The sequence below is a fragment of the Kitasatospora sp. NPDC059795 genome (assembly GCF_042732175.1).
Taxonomy (GTDB): domain Bacteria; phylum Actinomycetota; class Actinomycetes; order Streptomycetales; family Streptomycetaceae; genus Kitasatospora.
The window spans coordinates 63,688-79,883 of sequence record NZ_JBHWID010000023.1; the positions used below are offsets into that span (position 1 = coordinate 63,688).

General features: G+C 71.6%; 12 protein-coding genes. All 12 read left to right on the forward strand.

Annotated elements, in window-relative coordinates; all coding sequences use genetic code 11:
* The first annotated feature begins 85 nt into the window (after positions 1-85).
* The 12 genes from ACFV4P_RS32360 (at position 86) to obgE (ending at position 16,134) form a co-directional block, all read left to right on the forward strand.
* Positions 86-1,111, forward strand: coding sequence for a rod shape-determining protein (locus tag ACFV4P_RS32360; RefSeq protein ID WP_073812510.1), 1,026 nt, complete (start codon positions 86-88; stop codon positions 1,109-1,111).
* A gap of 79 nt (positions 1,112-1,190) precedes the next feature.
* Complete coding sequence (gene mreC, locus ACFV4P_RS32365; RefSeq protein WP_380477080.1) at positions 1,191-2,126, forward strand: rod shape-determining protein MreC; 936 nt, start codon at positions 1,191-1,193, stop codon at positions 2,124-2,126.
* Complete coding sequence (mreD, locus tag ACFV4P_RS32370; RefSeq protein ID WP_380477081.1) at positions 2,126-2,773, forward strand: rod shape-determining protein MreD; 648 nt, start codon at positions 2,126-2,128, stop codon at positions 2,771-2,773. Before mreC ends, mreD begins: the two co-directional genes overlap by 1 nt.
* A gap of 21 nt (positions 2,774-2,794) precedes the next feature.
* The gene (mrdA, locus tag ACFV4P_RS32375; RefSeq protein ID WP_380477082.1) at positions 2,795-5,029 is read left to right on the forward strand and encodes a penicillin-binding protein 2; all 2,235 of its coding nucleotides are present in this window, start codon (positions 2,795-2,797) and stop codon (positions 5,027-5,029) included.
* Positions 5,026-6,225, forward strand: coding sequence for a rod shape-determining protein RodA (gene rodA / locus ACFV4P_RS32380; protein WP_380477083.1), 1,200 nt, complete (start codon positions 5,026-5,028; stop codon positions 6,223-6,225). The genes mrdA and rodA overlap by 4 nt, the downstream gene beginning before the upstream one ends.
* Positions 6,226-6,318: 93 nt before the next feature.
* Positions 6,319-8,247: a TIGR03960 family B12-binding radical SAM protein gene (locus tag ACFV4P_RS32385; protein ID WP_073812345.1), complete on the forward strand. Its 1,929-nt coding sequence runs from the start codon at positions 6,319-6,321 to the stop codon at positions 8,245-8,247.
* A gap of 116 nt (positions 8,248-8,363) precedes the next feature.
* Positions 8,364-8,984, forward strand: a complete 621-nt coding sequence (locus ACFV4P_RS32390) for a hypothetical protein (protein WP_380477084.1) — start codon at positions 8,364-8,366, stop codon at positions 8,982-8,984.
* Between the two features lie 133 nt (positions 8,985-9,117).
* The gene (locus tag ACFV4P_RS32395; protein WP_380477085.1) at positions 9,118-9,891 is read left to right on the forward strand and encodes a TIGR03936 family radical SAM-associated protein; all 774 of its coding nucleotides are present in this window, start codon (positions 9,118-9,120) and stop codon (positions 9,889-9,891) included.
* A 363-nt stretch (positions 9,892-10,254) separates the two neighbouring features.
* Complete coding sequence (locus ACFV4P_RS32400; RefSeq protein ID WP_380477087.1) at positions 10,255-13,731, forward strand: Rne/Rng family ribonuclease; 3,477 nt, start codon at positions 10,255-10,257, stop codon at positions 13,729-13,731.
* 225 nt (positions 13,732-13,956) lie between these two features.
* The gene (gene rplU / locus ACFV4P_RS32405) at positions 13,957-14,274 is read left to right on the forward strand and encodes a 50S ribosomal protein L21 (RefSeq protein ID WP_073812337.1); all 318 of its coding nucleotides are present in this window, start codon (positions 13,957-13,959) and stop codon (positions 14,272-14,274) included.
* A gap of 39 nt (positions 14,275-14,313) precedes the next feature.
* On the forward strand, positions 14,314-14,571 hold the full coding sequence (gene rpmA / locus ACFV4P_RS32410) for a 50S ribosomal protein L27 (protein ID WP_014135732.1): 258 nt from the start codon (positions 14,314-14,316) through the stop codon (positions 14,569-14,571).
* 102 nt (positions 14,572-14,673) lie between these two features.
* Positions 14,674-16,134 carry a GTPase ObgE gene (gene obgE, locus ACFV4P_RS32415; RefSeq protein WP_380477088.1) on the forward strand — a complete coding sequence of 487 codons (1,461 nt, stop codon included), beginning with the start codon at positions 14,674-14,676 and terminating at the stop codon, positions 16,132-16,134.
* The last annotated feature ends 62 nt before the right edge of the window (positions 16,135-16,196 follow it).

Genomic DNA, 16,196 nt, shown 5'->3' on the forward strand with positions numbered 1-16,196 from the left:
CCCGCTGCGGGCCCGCGCGGCCGACTCTCTCCCCCCGCCCTTGATCCACATTAGGGAAGGCACTCGACATCCCATGGCGAACAACCTGTCGTTTCTCGGCCGGGACCTGGCGATCGACCTCGGCACCGCGAACACACTGGTGTACGTCCGGGGCAAGGGCATCGTGCTGAACGAGCCGTCGGTGGTCGCGGTGAACACCAATACCGGCGGAATCCTCGCGGTGGGCGCCGAGGCCAAGCAGATGATCGGCCGCACCCCCGGCAACATCGTGGCGATCCGCCCGCTGAAGGACGGCGTGATCGCCGACTTCGAGATCACCGAGCGGATGCTGCGGTACTTCATCCTGAAGATCCACCGCCGCCGCTACCTGGCCCGCCCCCGGGTCGTGGTCTGCGTGCCGTCCGGCATCACCGGCGTCGAGCGCCGCGCCGTGGTGGAGGCCAGCATGCTGGCCGGCGCCCGCCAGGTGCACATCATCGAGGAGCCGATGGCCGCCGCGATCGGCGCCGGCCTGCCGGTGCACGAGCCGACCGGCAACATGGTCGTCGACATCGGCGGCGGCACCACCGAGGTCGCGGTGATCTCGCTCGGCGGCATCGTCACCGCCCAGTCGCTGCGGGTGGCCGGCGACGAGCTGGACAACGCGATCGTCCAGCACATCAAGAAGGAGTACAGCCTGCTGCTGGGCGAGCGCAGCGCCGAGCAGATCAAGATGTCGATCGGCTCCGCGTTCGGCCTGGACGGCGAGAAGGACGAGCACGCCGAGATCCGCGGCCGCGACCTGGTCTCCGGCCTGCCGAAGACCGTGGTGATCTCCGCCGCCGAGGTCCGCGAGGCCATCGACGAGCCGGTGAACTCGATCATCGACGCCGTGAAGACCACCCTCGACCAGTGCCCGCCGGAGCTCGCCGGCGACGTGATGGACCGCGGCATCGTGCTCACCGGCGGCGGCGCCCTGCTGCGCGGCCTGGACGAGCGGCTGCGCCGGGAGACCGGCATGCCGGTGCACATCGCCGAGAACCCGCTCGACTCGGTGGCCCTGGGGGCGGGCAAGTGCGTCGAGGAGTTCGAGGCACTGCAGCAGGTACTCGACGCGCAGCCGCGTCGCTAGACAACTTTCCAACTGAACAACGGACAGAGCTGATGGACCGGCAGACGGACAACCGGCACGAAGGGGCGGCAGCAGCACCGTGAGGGACACCCGACAGAGTCGACTACTGCTGGTCCTACTGGTCGCGCTCGCATTCGCCCTGATCACCGTCGACATCAAGGGCGGCCAGGACTCGCCGCTCGGCGCTCCGCGCCGGGCGGCGGCTTCCGTGCTCGGCCCGGTGGAGAGGGCCGCGGCCGGCGCCGTCGACCCGGTCGCCGGATACATCCGGGCGATCCGCGACGCGGGCACGCACCAGCAGCGCCTGGACCAGATCACCCGGGAGAACACCGATCTGCGCCAGAAGCTGGCCTCCTCGGACGCCGCGGCCGGCCGCACCAAGCAGCTGGACGACATGCTCCGCACCGCCGGCACCGGCGGCTACACCGTCAAGGCCGCGCAGGTGATCGCGATCGGCGCCGCCCAGGGCTTCTCCTGGACCATCACCATCGACGCCGGCAGCGACGACGGCCTGACCCGCGACATGACCGTCATCGACGGCCAGGGCCTGGTCGGCCGGATCACCACCGTGGCCCCGACCACCGCCACCGTGCTGCTGGCCTCCGACCCCGGCTTCACCGCCGGCGTCCGGCTGGAGGGCAACAACGAGATCGGCTTCGCGGCCGGTCAGGGTGCCTCGCCGATGAAGATCGAGCTGCTGAACGGCCGCGCCCAGGTGAAGGCCGGCGACCGGCTGGTCACCTTCGGCTCGCAGAGCGGACGCCCGTTCGTCCCCGGCGTACCGGTCGGCACCGTCAAGGAGGTGCAGGCCACCCCGGGCCAGCTCACCAAGACCATCCTGGTCGAGCCGTACGTGCAGTTCACCCGCCTCGACCTGGTCGGCGTGGTGGTCGTGCCGCCGCGCACCGACCCGCGGGACGCGGTGCTGCCGCCCGTCCCCGCCGCCTCCTCCGGCGCCGCGGGCAACCCGCAGGCGCCGATCGCCGCCACACCGCCCACCACCGGGGGGAACTGATGTTTCGTCCGTCTCGGATCCTGCTGTCCGCCGTCCTGCTGGTGCTCGCCCTGGTGATCCAGGTCAGCATCCTCGGCCGGCTCCAACTGCCCGGCGCCACCCCGGACCTGCTGATGCTGGTGGTGGTCGGCCTGGGCCTGGTGTACGGCTCCGCCGGCGGCTGCCTGACGGGCTTCGCCGCCGGCCTGCTGGCCGATCTGGCCCCGCCGTCCGACCACGCGGTCGGCCGGTACGCGCTGGTGCTCTGCCTGGTCGGCTACGGCGCCGGGCTGCTCCGCCCGGAGGCCGGCCGGCAGCGTTCCGCGCTCAGCGCGATCGGTGTGGTGGCGGTCGCCGCAGTGGTCTCCACCCTGCTGTACGCCACCATCGGCGCCCTGGTCGGCGACACCGCGGCCCGGCACGTCGGCCTGACCGGCCTCGTGGTCAGCGCCCTGCTGTACGACGTCCTGCTGGCCCCGTTCACGGTGCCCCTGGTGATGCTGCTGGCCCGCCGGCTCGACGGCGACCGGGTGGTCAACGAGACGCTGCGCGGAGCGGACGGCGGCTCCGGCCTCGGCGCGCTGTCCCGCTACCGGACCACCCGCGAGACCTCGCCCACCCCCTCCTACAAGAAGAAGCGAGCGCTCGGCCTCGCCAAGCGCCCCTGAGCCGGGACGGAGTCCGCGCACGTGACGAACATTCCCGAGACCGGCCGCACCCGACGGGTGACGATCCGGCTGGTGGTGCTGCAGATCCTGGTGCTGTCGCTGCTGGCCACCCTCGGCGGCCGGCTGTGGTACCTGCAGATCCGCAACGGCAAGGAGTTCACCGCCAAGGCCCAGGGCAACCACATCCGCGAGGTGGTGGAGCCCGCCGTCCGCGGCGAGATCCTGGACGCCGCCGGGCGGATCCTGGCCGGCAACGAGACCAAGCTGGTGGTGTCGGTGTCCCGCACCGCGCTGATGCAGCAGAAGGACCACGGCAAGGCCGTGCTGGGCCGGCTCGCCGACGTCCTCGGCGTGCCCGCCGACGACGTCAGGAACAAGGTCCGGCTGTGCGACGCGAAGACCCCGCAGCCGTGCTGGAACGGCTCCCCGTACCAGCCGATCCCGGTCACCCAGCAGGCCACCACCCAGCAGGCGATGCAGATAATGGAGCGCCGCGAGGACTTCCCCGGCGTCACCGCCCAGCCCACCGCGCTGCGCCGCTACACCGGCGCCGAGGGCGCCAGCGCCGCCCAGATCCTCGGCTACCTGTCGCCCGTCACCGACGACGAGGTCACCAAGACCGCCGACAAGTCCGGCCGTGAACGCCGCCTGCCGTCCGACCAGATCGGCCGGGCCGGCCTGGAGTCGGTCTACGACGACGACCTGCGCGGCACCACCGGCGTCGACCGGCTGGAGGTCGACAACCTCGGCCGGGTGATCGGCAGCGCCGGCACCACCCCCGCCCAGTCCGGCAACAACCTGGTCACCTCGATCGACGCCCGGGTGCAGAAGGTCGTCGAGGACCAGCTCAACCAGGCGATGGTCGAGGCGCGCACCCAGTTCGACAAGGAGACCAACAAGAACTACGTCGCCGACTCCGGCGCGGCCGTCGTGATGGACGTCCACACCGGCCGGATCGTCGCGATGGCCAGCGCCCCCACCTACGACCCCAACCTGTGGGTCGGCGGCATCTCCGCCAAGGACTACGAGGCGCTGAACAGCAAGGACTCCAACTACCCGCTGATCAACCGGGCCATACAGGGTCAGTCCGCGCCCGGCTCGACGTTCAAGGTGATCTCCACCACCGCCGCCGTGCAGGCCGGGTACGACCTCAACGGGCACTACCCGTGCCCGAAGTCGCTGACCATCGGCGGCCGCGAGTTCAAGAACTTCGAGTCCGAGCAGTTCGGCGACATCTCCCTGGAGAAGGCGCTCGAAGTCTCCTGCGACACCGTGTTCTACGGCCTCGCCTACGACCAGTGGATGAAGGACGGCGGCCTCAAGCCCAAGAAGGACGCCCCGGACTGGTTCTTCAAGACCGCCCACGAGTTCGGCCTCGGCGCCAAGACCGGCATCGACCTGCCGGGCGAGGTCGCCGGCCGGGTCCCCGACCGGCAGTGGAAGCAGTCGTACTACGACGCGATGAAGCAGTCCTGGTGCGACCAGGCGGCCAAGGGCGGCCACGAGTACGCCGACGAGATCGCCCGCGAGAACTGCGCCGACGGCAACCAGATGCGCGCCGGTGACATGGTCAACTTCGCCATCGGCCAGGGCGACACCCTGGTCACCCCGCTGCAGATGGCCCGGATCTACTCGGCGCTCGCCAACGGCGGAACCCTGTACCGGCCCAGCATCGGCAAGGCCGTCGTCAGCCCCGACGGCACCCTGGTGCGGGACATCGCCCCGCACGAGGACGGCAAGATCCCCGCCCAGGGGCAGCTGCTCGAATACATCGACCAGGCCACCGCGGGTGTCATCACCAGCGGCACCGCCGCCTGGAAGTTCACCGGCGCCGGCTGGCCGCAGGGCAAGATCGAACTGCACGCCAAGACCGGCACCGCCGAGGTCGCCGGCAAGCAGACCACCTCCTGGCTGACGACCTACAGCAAGGACTACGCGGTGGTCATGACGATAAGCCAGGGCGGCACCGGCTCCGGCGGCTCCGGCGACTCCGTGCGCCGGATCTACCAGGCGCTGTACGGCGTCGACGACAAGGGCGCCATCGACAACGGCAAGGCGCTGCTGCCGAAGCCGCAGGCCGAACTGCCCAAGTTCAACCCGGACGGCACCGCGATCATCCAGGCCGCGTACACCTACGAGGGCGACCGGACCTTCCTGGACCCGGCCCGCCCCGCCCAGGCCGACCCCGCCACCGCGGTGGCGTCGGCCGCGCTGGAACCCCATCGGACCGGTGGCTACGGAAGGGGCCGGGCATGAGCTCCTACGGTTCGTACCGCACCGTCCGGCTCGCCCCGCGACGCTCCTCGCTGTCGCGGGCGCTGGCCAAGGACTCCCCGCTGCGCAGACTCGACTGGATCATGATCCTGGCGGCGCTGGCGCTCTCCCTGATGGGCTCGCTGCTGGTCTGGTCCGCGACCCGCGGCCGAGACTCGCTGACCCACGGCGACCCGCAGTACTTCCTGTACCGGCACCTCACCAACCTGGTGATCGGCGTCGGCCTGTGCGTCGCGGTGATCGCGCTGGGCACCCGGCGGCTGCGCACCGCGGTGCCGTTCGTCTACGTGGCCGTGATCCTGATGCTGTTCGCGGTGCTCAGCCCGCTCGGCTCGACCATCAACGGCGCGCACTCCTGGATCCAGCTCGGTGGCGGATTCTCCGTCCAGCCCGCCGAGTTCGCCAAACTGGCGATCGTGCTGGGGATGGCCGTGGTGCTGTCCGCCCGGGTCGACGCCGGCGAGCGCGAGTTCCCGCCCACCCGCAGCGTGCTGCAGGGGCTGGCCGTCGCCGCCTTCCCGATGGCCGTGGTCATGCTGATGCCCGACCTCGGCTCGGTGATGGTGATGGCCGTCACCACCCTCGGCGTGCTGATGGCCTCCGGCGCCGCCAACCGCTGGACGTTCGGCCTGCTGGCCGGCGGCACCGCCGGTGCGCTCGCGGTGTGGAAGCTCGGCATCCTCGACCAGTACCAGATCGATCGCTTCGCGGCCTTCGCCAACCCGGCGCTCGACCCGTCCGGCGTCGGCTACAACACCGCCCAGGCCCGGATCGCCATCGGCTCCGGCGGCCTGACCGGCATGGGCCTGTTCCACGGCACCCAGACCACCGGCCAGTTCGTGCCCGAGCAGCAGACCGACTTCGTGTTCAGCGTGGCCGGCGAGGAACTCGGATTCGTCGGGGCCCTGGTGATGATCGGTCTGCTCGGCGTCATCCTGTGGCGGGCCTGCCGGATAGCGCGCCAGGCCACCGACCTGTTCGGCACGATCCTGGCGGCCGGCGTGGTCACCTGGTTCGCCTTCCAGGCCTTCGAGAACATCGGCATGAACCTCGGCATCATGCCGGTCGCGGGCATCCCGCTGCCGTTCGTCTCCTACGGCGGCTCGTCGATGTTCGCGGTGTGGATCGCGATCGGGCTGCTGCAGTCGGTCCGTTCGCAGCGGCCGATAGCGATCTGACCCGTCCGGCCCTTGCGGACGTGGAAACAGTGACCCTCGGGGCTCGGCTACCCTGAAGGGTCACTGCTTTTTCTGCCGTAAAGGTCCTTGCGCATGACTGTCGAATCGGTCTTCCCACGCCTGGAGGCCCTCCTCCCGCACGTCCAGAAGCCGATCCAGTACGTCGGTGGCGAGCTCAACTCGACCGTCAAGGACTGGGACGCCTGCGACGTCCGCTGGGCGCTGATGTACCCCGACGCCTACGAGGTCGGCCTGCCCAACCAGGGCACCATGATCCTCTACGAGGTGCTGAACGAGCGCGAGGGCGTCCTCGCCGAGCGCAGCTACAGCGTCTGGCCCGACCTCGAGGCCCTGATGCGCGAGCGCGGCGTCCCGCAGTTCACGGTCGACGCGCACCGCCCGATCAAGGCGTTCGACGTGTTCGGCCTGTCGTTCTCCACCGAGCTCGGCTACACGAACATGCTGACCGCGCTCGACCTGGCCGGCATCCCGCTGAACGCCGCCGACCGCACCATGGACGACCCGGTCGTGCTGGCCGGCGGCCACGCCGCGTTCAACCCCGAGCCGATCGCCGACTTCATCGATGCCGCCGTCATCGGCGACGGCGAGCAGGCCGTCCTCGACATCACCGACATCGTCCGCGCCTGGAAGGCCGAGGGCCGCCCCGGCGGCCGCGACGAACTGCTGCTGCGCCTCGCCAAGACCGGCGGCGTGTACATCCCGCGGTTCTACGACGTCGAGTACCTGCCGGACGGCCGGATCGGCCGCGTCGTCCCCAACCGCCCCGGCGTGCCGTGGCGGGTCTCCAAGCACACCGTCATGGACCTCGACGAGTGGCCCTACCCCAAGCAACCCCTCGTCCCGCTCGCCGAGACCGTGCACGAGCGGATGTCCGTGGAGATCTTCCGCGGCTGCACCCGCGGCTGCCGTTTCTGCCAGGCCGGCATGATCACGCGCCCCGTGCGGGAGCGAAGCATCACCGGCATCGGCGAGATGGTCGAGCGCGGCCTGAAGGCCACCGGCTTCGAGGAGGTCGGCCTGCTCTCGCTCTCCTCCGCCGACCACTCCGAGATCGCCGACGTCACCAAGGGCCTCGCCGACCGGTACGCCGAGGACAAGATCGGCCTCTCGCTGCCCTCCACCCGGGTCGACGCCTTCAACATCGACCTCGCCAACGAGCTCTCCCGCAACGGCCGCCGCTCCGGCCTCACCTTCGCCCCCGAAGGCGGCTCCGAGCGGATCCGCAAGGTCATCAACAAGATGGTGTCCGAGGAGGACCTCATCAACACGGTGGCCACCGCGTACGGCAACGGCTGGCGCCAGGTGAAGCTGTACTTCATGTGCGGCCTCCCGACGGAGACCGACGAGGACGTCCTGCAGATCGGCGAGATGGCGAAGAACGTCATCGCCAAGGGCCGCGAGGTCACCGGCACCAACGACATCCGCTGCACCGTCTCCATCGGCGGTTTCGTCCCCAAGCCGCACACCCCCTTCCAGTGGGCGCCGCAGCTGTCCGCCGAGGCCACCGACGAGCGGCTCACCAAGCTCCGCGACTCGATCCGCGGCGACCGCAAGTTCGGCAAGAACATCGGCTTCCGCTACCACGACGGCAAGCCCGGCATCGTCGAGGGCCTGCTCTCCCGCGGCGACCGCCGCCTCGGCGCCGTCATCCGCGCCGTCTACGAGGGCGGCGGCCGCTTCGACGGCTGGCGCGAGCACTTCTCGTACGACCGCTGGATGGCGGCCGCCGAGAAGGGCCTGACCGGCACCGGCGTCGACGTCGACTGGTACACCACCCGCGAGCGCACCTACGAGGAAGTCCTGCCCTGGGACCACCTGGACAGCGGCCTCGACAAGGACTGGCTCTGGGAGGACTGGCAGGACGCCCTCGAAGAGGTCGAGGTCGAGGACTGCCGCTGGACCCCGTGCTTCGACTGCGGCGTCTGCCCTCAGATGGACACCCACATCCAGGTCGGCCCCACCGGCAAGAAGCTCCTCCCCCTGACGGTCGTCAACAACTGACGTACCCACAGCGGTCATTGCCCCCGTCGCACGCGTTTGCGGCGGGGGCTTTTCGCTGGGTCGGAAAATCGGCTCGGTCTACCATCGGTCGATCGGCGGACGGGGGAGCGGCAGTGGTGGAACAGCAGCAACAGCAGGGCGGCGGCGGGTGTTTGGCGGCCGTGGTGCGGCCGGTGGTGGTGGCGGTGGTGGTGCCGTTGCGGCTGCTGTGGGAGGTGCTGGTGCTGGTCGCCCGGGGGATCGGGTGGGTGTGCGACAAGGTACTGCTGTGGCCGTTGCGGATGCTGTGGCGGTACGTGCTGAGGCCGCTGTTGAGGTGGCTGGTCGTCATTCCGCTGTGCGGGCTGTGGCGTTGGGTGGTGCGGCCGACGCTGGAGTGGCTGTGGCGCTACGTGCTGGCACCGATCGGCCGCGGCGTGCGCGCGGTCGCGGCGGGGCTCGGCACGGTGGTGGCCCGGCTGGCCTGGTACGTGGTTGCGGTGCCGGCCCGGACGGTGTGGCGCTGGGTGCTGGTGCCGCTCGGCAAGGCCTTCCACTACGGGCTGTGGCGGCCGGTGCTGTTCCCGGTGCTGCGCGCGCTGTGGGCGGCGTTCGTGTGGGCCTGGCGACTGGGCGGCCGGATCTGGCGGTTCACGGTGATGCGTCCGTGCCGCTGGGTGCGCCGTGAGGTGTGGTGGCCGGTCAAGGCGGAGATCCGGCGGGTCGCCCGGGAGGTACGCCGGACACTGCTGGGCTGAGGCACCGCGTACCCTTGGAGCGACAGAGTTCGGCCGGAGCCGTAAGCGGTGCGAGGCCGGACGGGGACACACTGACGAAGGACTGAGCTCCCTGGCACGCCGCACGCCCGACGGTCCGCCGCCCGCGCCGACGTTGCAGCGCATCCGTCTGCGCTACACCAAGCGCGGCCGTCTGCGCTTCACCAGCCACCGGGACTTCCAGCGGGCGTTCGAGCGCGCGCTCCGCCGCTCGGCCGTCCCGATGGCCTACTCCGCGGGCTTCACCCCGCACCCGAAGGTCTCCTACGCGAACGCCGCCCCCACCGGTACCGCCAGCGAGGCCGAGTACCTGGAGATCGGCCTCGCCGTCACCCGCGACCCGGAGGCACTGCGCCGCCAACTCGACGAGTCGCTGCCGCCCGGCCTGGACATCACCGACGCCGTCGAGGCCCGCACCAGCAACTTCGTGGAGCGGCTGGAGGCCTCCGAGTGGCTGCTGCGGCTGCCCGGTGTGGAGCCGGAGCAGGCCGAGCGGGCCACCGCCGTGTTCCTGGCCGCCGAGGCCGTCGAGGTGCAGCGGATGACCAAGAACGGCCTGCGCACGTTCGACGCCCGCGGCGCCGTCGCGGCCCTTGAGCTGCTCCCGGAGGGCACCGCGCAGGTCGGGATCGGTGACGACACACTCACCGACGGTGCGGGCGATGTTCGGACGGGCGCTCCCTGTGCGATACTGCGCCTGGTAGTACGACACGCCACACCCGCCGTACGACCCGACGACGTATTGTCCGGCCTCCGTTCGACGGCCGACCTCGCGCCGCCGGTCCCCGCAGAGGTGACCAGGCTGGCGCAGGGGCCGCTCGACGAGCAGACCGGCACGGTGACCGACCCGCTGGCGCTCGACCGCGCCGCGGCCGAGGTCGGCCGGTAGGCCGCCCCGCCGCGCGCATCCGCCGTCCGCCGAGTGGGCGGGAGCGCAGGCACGGAGCTCATCTCCGGACCTGCGGCTCCCCGGCCTCCGCGGCTCCCCAGGGGAGCGAGCGTCGTCGCGCGCAGGCCGGGCCACTCTCGGCCCGACCGCTTGAAAACTGAGAAGACTGGTCAGACCAGAAGACTTTTCGACTTCCCGCGCCGTGCGGGGGTCGAGCGAGACTACGAGCCCCTGTGCGGCCTCGCGTCCGAACGACGGCACCGTTGGAGCCGGAACCGCCCGAATAGCGCGGCCGGCTGGTGAATGCGGTGGCACGTCGTGCCCGGATGCGGAGCCCGGGGGCCTGACGGGAGATACACCCGCATGCTCGAAAACACCGATCCGCAGTCCGCTGCGGCCGACAACACCGACGACGGCTCCTCCGCCGCCCCGCCGCGCCGCCGTCGCCGCGCGGTCTCCCGCCCGGCCGGCTCCCCGCAGGGCGCCGCGAGCGAGAGCGCCGAGACCGTCGTCGCCGCCCCGGCGAGCGCCGAGGAGACGCCGGCCGCCGAGAAGCCCGCCCGGGCCCGGCGCGCCCGCAAGCGCGTCGAGTCCCCGGCCGGTGCGCCGGAGGCCACCCCCGCCGCCGAGCCGGTCGCCGAGGCCCCGGCCGAGCCCGCTGCCGAGCCGGTGGCGGAGGAGAAGCCCGCCCGTGCCCGTCGGGCGCGCAAGCGTGTCTCCGCGCCGGCCCAGAGCCCCGTTGCGACCGAGGAGCCCGTCGAGGAGCCCGCGGCCGTCGAGGAGCCGGTCGAGCCCGTCGCCGAGCCGGTGGCGGAGGAGAAGCCCGCCCGTGCCCGTCGGGCGCGCAAGCGTGTCTCCGCGCCGGCCCAGAGCCCCGTCGTGGCCGAGGAGCCCGTCGAGGAGCCTGCGGCCGTCGAGGAGCCGGTCGCCGAGGAGCCCGTGGTCGAGGAGCCGCCGGCCGCCGAGCCGCCGCGCGCCCGCCGTCGGGCCGTCCGCCCCTCCACCGCGATCTTCCAGGCGCCGGTGTTCCAGGAGCCCGCGTCCCACACCGCCCCCGCCGCGAAGGCCGCCCCCGCGGCGAAGGCCGCCCCGGCTGCGAAGGCCGAGCCCACCGCCAAGGCCGAGCCGGTCCAGGCTCAGGCCGCCGCGCAGCAGGACGAGGCCGCGCACGACGAAGAGTTCGAGTACAGCGGCGTCGGCCGCCGCCGCCGGGTGCGCACCCAGGTGCGCGTCCAGCAGCCCGCGAGGGGTGCCAAGGCCGCGAAGGCCGCCCAGGCCGCGAAGGCCGCCGAGCAGCCCGTGAAGGCCGCCCCGGAGCCGGTGAAGGTCGAGGCCCCGGCCGAGGTCGAGGCACCCGCCGCCGGCCCCGAGCAGGAGTCGGAGTGGGAGGAGGACGGCCGTCCGTCCCGCCGCCGCCGTCGGGGCGGCCGTCGTCGCCGCCGCGGTGAGGCCGAGGACGGCAACGAGCCGGCCGAGACCGCCGAGACCGAGGCCGAGGACACCCACGAGGAGCCCGAGGCCCAGGACGGCCACGACGAGGACGAGGACGACGACCTGGCCGCCGGCCTGTCCTCCTCGCGCCGCCGCCGTCGCCGTCGCCGCCGCAGCGGTGAGGGCGGTGCAGACACGGGCGAGACGACCGAGGACGGCGTCCGCACCGTGGTGAAGGTCCGTGAGCCGCGCCGCCGCTCCACCGAGCCGGCGTTCGACCCGGACGAGGTGCAGTCCATCAAGGGCTCCACCCGCCTGGAGGCCAAGAAGCAGCGCCGCCGCGAGGGCCGCGAGCTGGGCCGCCGCCGCGTGCCGATCATCACCGAGGCCGAGTTCCTGGCCCGCCGCGAGTCCGTCGAGCGCGTCATGGTGGTGCGCCAGACCGGCGCCCGCACCCAGATCGGCGTGCTCGAGGACGGCGTGCTGGTCGAGCACTACGTCAACAAGGAGCAGGCCACCAGCTACGTCGGCAACGTGTACCTGGGCAAGGTGCAGAACGTGCTGCCGTCGATGGAGGCCGCGTTCGTCGACATCGGCAAGGGCCGCAACGCCGTGCTGTACGCCGGCGAGGTCAACTTCGGCGCGCTCGGCGGCCACGGCGGCCCGCGCCGGATCGAGTCGGTGCTGAAGTCCGGCCAGTCCGTGCTGGTGCAGGTCTCCAAGGACCCGATCGGCCACAAGGGCGCCCGCCTGACCAGCCAGATCTCGCTGCCCGGCCGCTACCTGGTGTACGTGCCCGAGGGCTCGATGACCGGCATCTCCCGCAAGCTGCCGGAGAACGAGCGGGCCCGCCTCAAGCAGATCCTCAAGAAGATCGTCCCGGACGATGCGGGCGTGATCGTCCGCACCGCCGCCGAGGGCGCCTCCGAGGAGGAGCTGACCCGCGACGTCCAGCGCCTCCAGCAGCAGTGGGAGGAGATCCAGAAGAAGGCCGCCACCGGCAACGCCCCGGCGCTGCTCTACGGCGAGCCCGACATGACGGTGCGCGTGGTCCGCGACATCTTCAACGAGGACTTCACCAAGGTCATCGTCAGCGGCGCGGACGCCTGGAGCACCATCCACGACTACGTCTCCAACGTCGCCCCCGACCTCACCGAGCGCCTGCAGAAGTGGACCTCGGACGTCGACGTGTTCGCCACGTACCGGATCGACGAGCAGCTGATGAAGGCGCTGGACCGCAAGGTCTGGCTGCCCTCCGGCGGCTCGCTGGTGATCGACCGGACCGAGGCGATGGTCGTCGTCGACGTCAACACCGGCAAGTTCGTCGGCCAGGGCGGCAACCTCGAAGAGACCGTCACCCGCAACAACATCGAGGCGGCCGAGGAGATCGTCCGCCAGCTGCGGCTGCGCGACCTCGGCGGCATCATCGTGATCGACTTCATCGACATGGTGCTGGAGTCCAACCGGGACCTCGTGCTGCGCCGCCTGCTGGAGTGCCTGGGCCGTGACCGGACCAAGCACCAGGTGGCCGAGGTCACCTCGCTGGGCCTGGTCCAGATGACCCGCAAGCGGGTCGGCCAGGGCCTGCTGGAGTCCTTCTCCGAGCCCTGCGTGCACTGCAACGGCCGCGGCGTGATCGTCCACATGGACCAGCCGCACAGCCACGGCGGCGGCGCCGCCGCGAGCACCCCCGCGGCGGGCGAGGGCGGCGGCAAGCGCCGTCGTCGGGGCCGCGGCGGGGCCGGGCAGGCCGAGGCGGAGTCCGTCGAGACGATCGAGATCGTCGAGCCGGTGGAGGCCGTCGAGGAGCTGGAGCCGGTCGTCGAGGCGCCGGACGAGGCCGAGGTCGAGGAGATCGTCGAGCCGGTCGCGGTCGAGCAGGCCCCGGTGGCGGAGCCGGCCGTCGAGCCCGTGGTCGAGGAGAAGCCGAGCCTGGTGGAGATCCCGCCGGCCGCGTCGGCCGCCCCGGCCCGTACCCGGCGTCGTGCGGTGCGCAAGGCCACCGCCCCGGCCGGGGCGTCCGGCGAGGCCGAGATCGTGGTGCTGCAGGCCCGTGCCGAGGCCGCGATGGAGGCCGCGCTGAGCGCCGCGGAGCAGTCCGCCGACCAGCCGGTCGCCGAGACCGCCGCCGAGGTGACGGCCGAGGCCGTGGCCGCGGTGGAGCCCGAGGCCGAGGTCGCCGTGGCGGTCGAGACCGAGGAGCCCGCGCCGAAGAAGCGTGCCGCCCGCAAGACGGCCGCCAAGACGACCGTGGCGAAGAAGACCACCACCGCCAAGAAGGCCGCGGCGAAGAAGACCACCACCGCCACGGCCGCCAAGAAGACCACCGCCCGCAAGACCGCCACCAAGCGGACGAGCGCGGCGGCCAAGAAGGCCGCGGCCGCCGAAGGTGACGGCGCCGCAGAGTGAGCCACGGAGGGCCGAGACCTCGGTCCCGGCCCTCCGTACGGCCCGGTTTGTCTTCGGATGGACAGGTCCGTATTCTTGACCATCGGCGTGTTGACGCCATGCTCCTGAGCATCTCACCTCCCGGGTGGGAGCCGGTTTCGGCTCTTTTCCGGGGGAGGCAGCCTGTGTCCATACCCAGGCCGCTGGCATCCGGAGTTCCGACCGAGTTAGGAAAGTAGGTACCGCATGTACGCGATCGTTCGCGCCGGCGGCCGCCAGCACAAGGTCGCCGTGGGCGATGTGCTGGAGATCGACCGTATCGAAGCCAAGCCGGGTGACTCGGTCGAGTTCTCGACCATCCTCGTCGTCGACGGTGAGTCCGTCACCTCCGACCCGTGGGTGCTCGGTGGAGTGAAGGCTCACGCCGAGGTCGTCGACCAGACCAAGGGCGACAAGATCGTCATCCTGCGCTACAAGAACAAGACCGGCTACCGCCGTCGTCAGGGCCACCGCCAGAAGCACACCGCGGTGCGCATCACCAGCATCGACTCGGTCAGCAAGTAATCACACTTACTGCGGTCTTCCTAGAAAGGGGCTAGCCAGATGGCACACAAGAAGGGTGCGAGTTCCACTCGCAACGGTCGTGACTCGAACGCCCAGCGCCTCGGCGTGAAGCGCTTCGGCGGTCAGGTCGTCTCCGCCGGCGAGATCATCGTCCGCCAGCGCGGCACCCACTTCCACCCGGGTGCGAACGTCGGCCGTGGCGGCGACGACACCCTGTTCGCGCTGACCGCCGGTGCCGTTCAGTTCGGCAACCGTCGCGGCCGCAAGGTCGTCAACATCGTGGCCGTCGAGGCCTGAGTCTGTACTGACTCGCAGTGAAGGGTGGGCCGGGACTATCCGGGCCCACCCTTTGCGCTTTACCAGCAGGACCACCTTTTCCTTGTTGCACTGGAGGCACACATGACCACCTTCGTGGACCGCGTCGAACTGCACGTCGCCGCGGGTAACGGAGGCCACGGCTGCGCCTCCGTGCACCGCGAGAAGTTCAAGCCGCTCGGCGGCCCCGACGGGGGCAACGGCGGCGAGGGCGGCTCGGTGACGCTGGTGGTGGACTCGCAGGTCACCACCCTGCTCGAGTACCACCACTCGCCCAAGCGCAAGGCCACCAACGGCAAGCCCGGCGCGGGCGGCCACCGCACCGGCGCCGAGGGCCAGGGCCTGGTCCTGGCCGTTCCGGACGGCACCGTCGTCATGGACCGCAAGGGCAACGTGCTGGCCGACCTGGTCGGCCACGGCACCACCTTCGTCGCCGCCCAGGGCGGCCGCGGCGGCCTCGGCAACTCCGCGCTCGCCTCCGCCCGCCGCAAGGCCCCCGGCTTCGCCCTGCTCGGCGAGCCCGGCGAGGCCCGCGACATCGTGATGGAGCTCAAGTCCGTCGCCGACGTCGCGCTGGTCGGCTACCCGAGCGCCGGCAAGTCCTCGCTGATCTCGGTGCTCTCCGCCGCCAAGCCGAAGATCGCCGACTACCCGTTCACCACCCTCGTCCCCAACCTCGGTGTGGTGACCGCCGGTTCGACCGTCTACACGATCGCCGACGTGCCCGGCCTGATCCCCGGCGCCAGCCAGGGCAAGGGCCTCGGCCTGGAGTTCCTGCGGCACGTCGAGCGCTGCGAGGTGCTCGTCCACGTCCTCGACTGCGCCACCCTCGAACCCGGCCGCGACCCGCTCACCGACCTCGAAACCATCGAGGCCGAACTCGCCCAGTACGGCGGTCTGGAGGACCGGCCGCGACTGGTCGCCCTCAACAAGATCGACGTCCCGGACGGCCAGGACATCGCGGACCTCACCCGCGCCTCGCTCGAGGAGCGCGGCTACCGGGTCTTCGAGGTCTCCGCGATCGCCCACAAGGGCCTGCGCGAACTCTCCTTCGCCCTCGCCGAGATCGTCTCCGAGGCCCGCGCCGCCAAGCCGGTCCAGGAGAACACCCGCATCGTCATCCGGCCGACCGCCGTGGACGACGCCGGCTTCACCATCGAGGAAGTGGACGGCGCGTACCACATCCGCGGCACCAAGCCCGAACGCTGGGTCCGCCAGACCGACTTCGCCAACGACGAGGCCGTCGGCTACCTCGCCGATCGCCTCGCCCGCCTCGGCATCGAGCAGGAGCTCTGGAAGGTCGGCGCGAAGGAGGGCGACACCGTCGTCATCGGGCCCGAGGAGAACGCGGTCGTCTTCGACTGGGAGCCGACCATGGCCGCCGGCGCGGAGATGCTCGGCCGCCGCGGCGAGGACCACCGCTTCGAGACCCAGCGACCGGCGGTCGACCGCCGCCGCGAGAAGCAGCGCGGGCGGGACTCGGCGGAGCAGGAGTACCTGGACTTCGAGGCGCTCAGCTCCGACCGGGAGCAGCTGGAGCAGTAGCAGGAGCGAAATCAGGGGCGCGTGGGGGTACCTCCCGGCCCGCTAGGGCGTGGAGGTACCCC

What these genes read in the sequence shown, in the direction of transcription:
- mreD (WP_380477081.1), top strand. Translation starts at nt 2,126, where the DNA reads ATGTTTCGTCCGTCTCGGATCCTGCTGTCCGCCGTCCTGCTGGTGCTC.
- rodA (WP_380477083.1), top strand. Translation starts at nt 5,026, where the DNA reads ATGAGCTCCTACGGTTCGTACCGCACCGTCCGGCTCGCCCCGCGACGC.
- ACFV4P_RS32385 (WP_073812345.1), top strand. Translation starts at nt 6,319, where the DNA reads ATGACTGTCGAATCGGTCTTCCCACGCCTGGAGGCCCTCCTCCCGCAC.
- ACFV4P_RS32400 (WP_380477087.1), top strand. Translation starts at nt 10,255, where the DNA reads ATGCTCGAAAACACCGATCCGCAGTCCGCTGCGGCCGACAACACCGAC.
- rplU (WP_073812337.1), top strand. Translation starts at nt 13,957, where the DNA reads ATGTACGCGATCGTTCGCGCCGGCGGCCGCCAGCACAAGGTCGCCGTG.
- rpmA (WP_014135732.1), top strand. Translation starts at nt 14,314, where the DNA reads ATGGCACACAAGAAGGGTGCGAGTTCCACTCGCAACGGTCGTGACTCG.
- obgE (WP_380477088.1), top strand. Translation starts at nt 14,674, where the DNA reads ATGACCACCTTCGTGGACCGCGTCGAACTGCACGTCGCCGCGGGTAAC.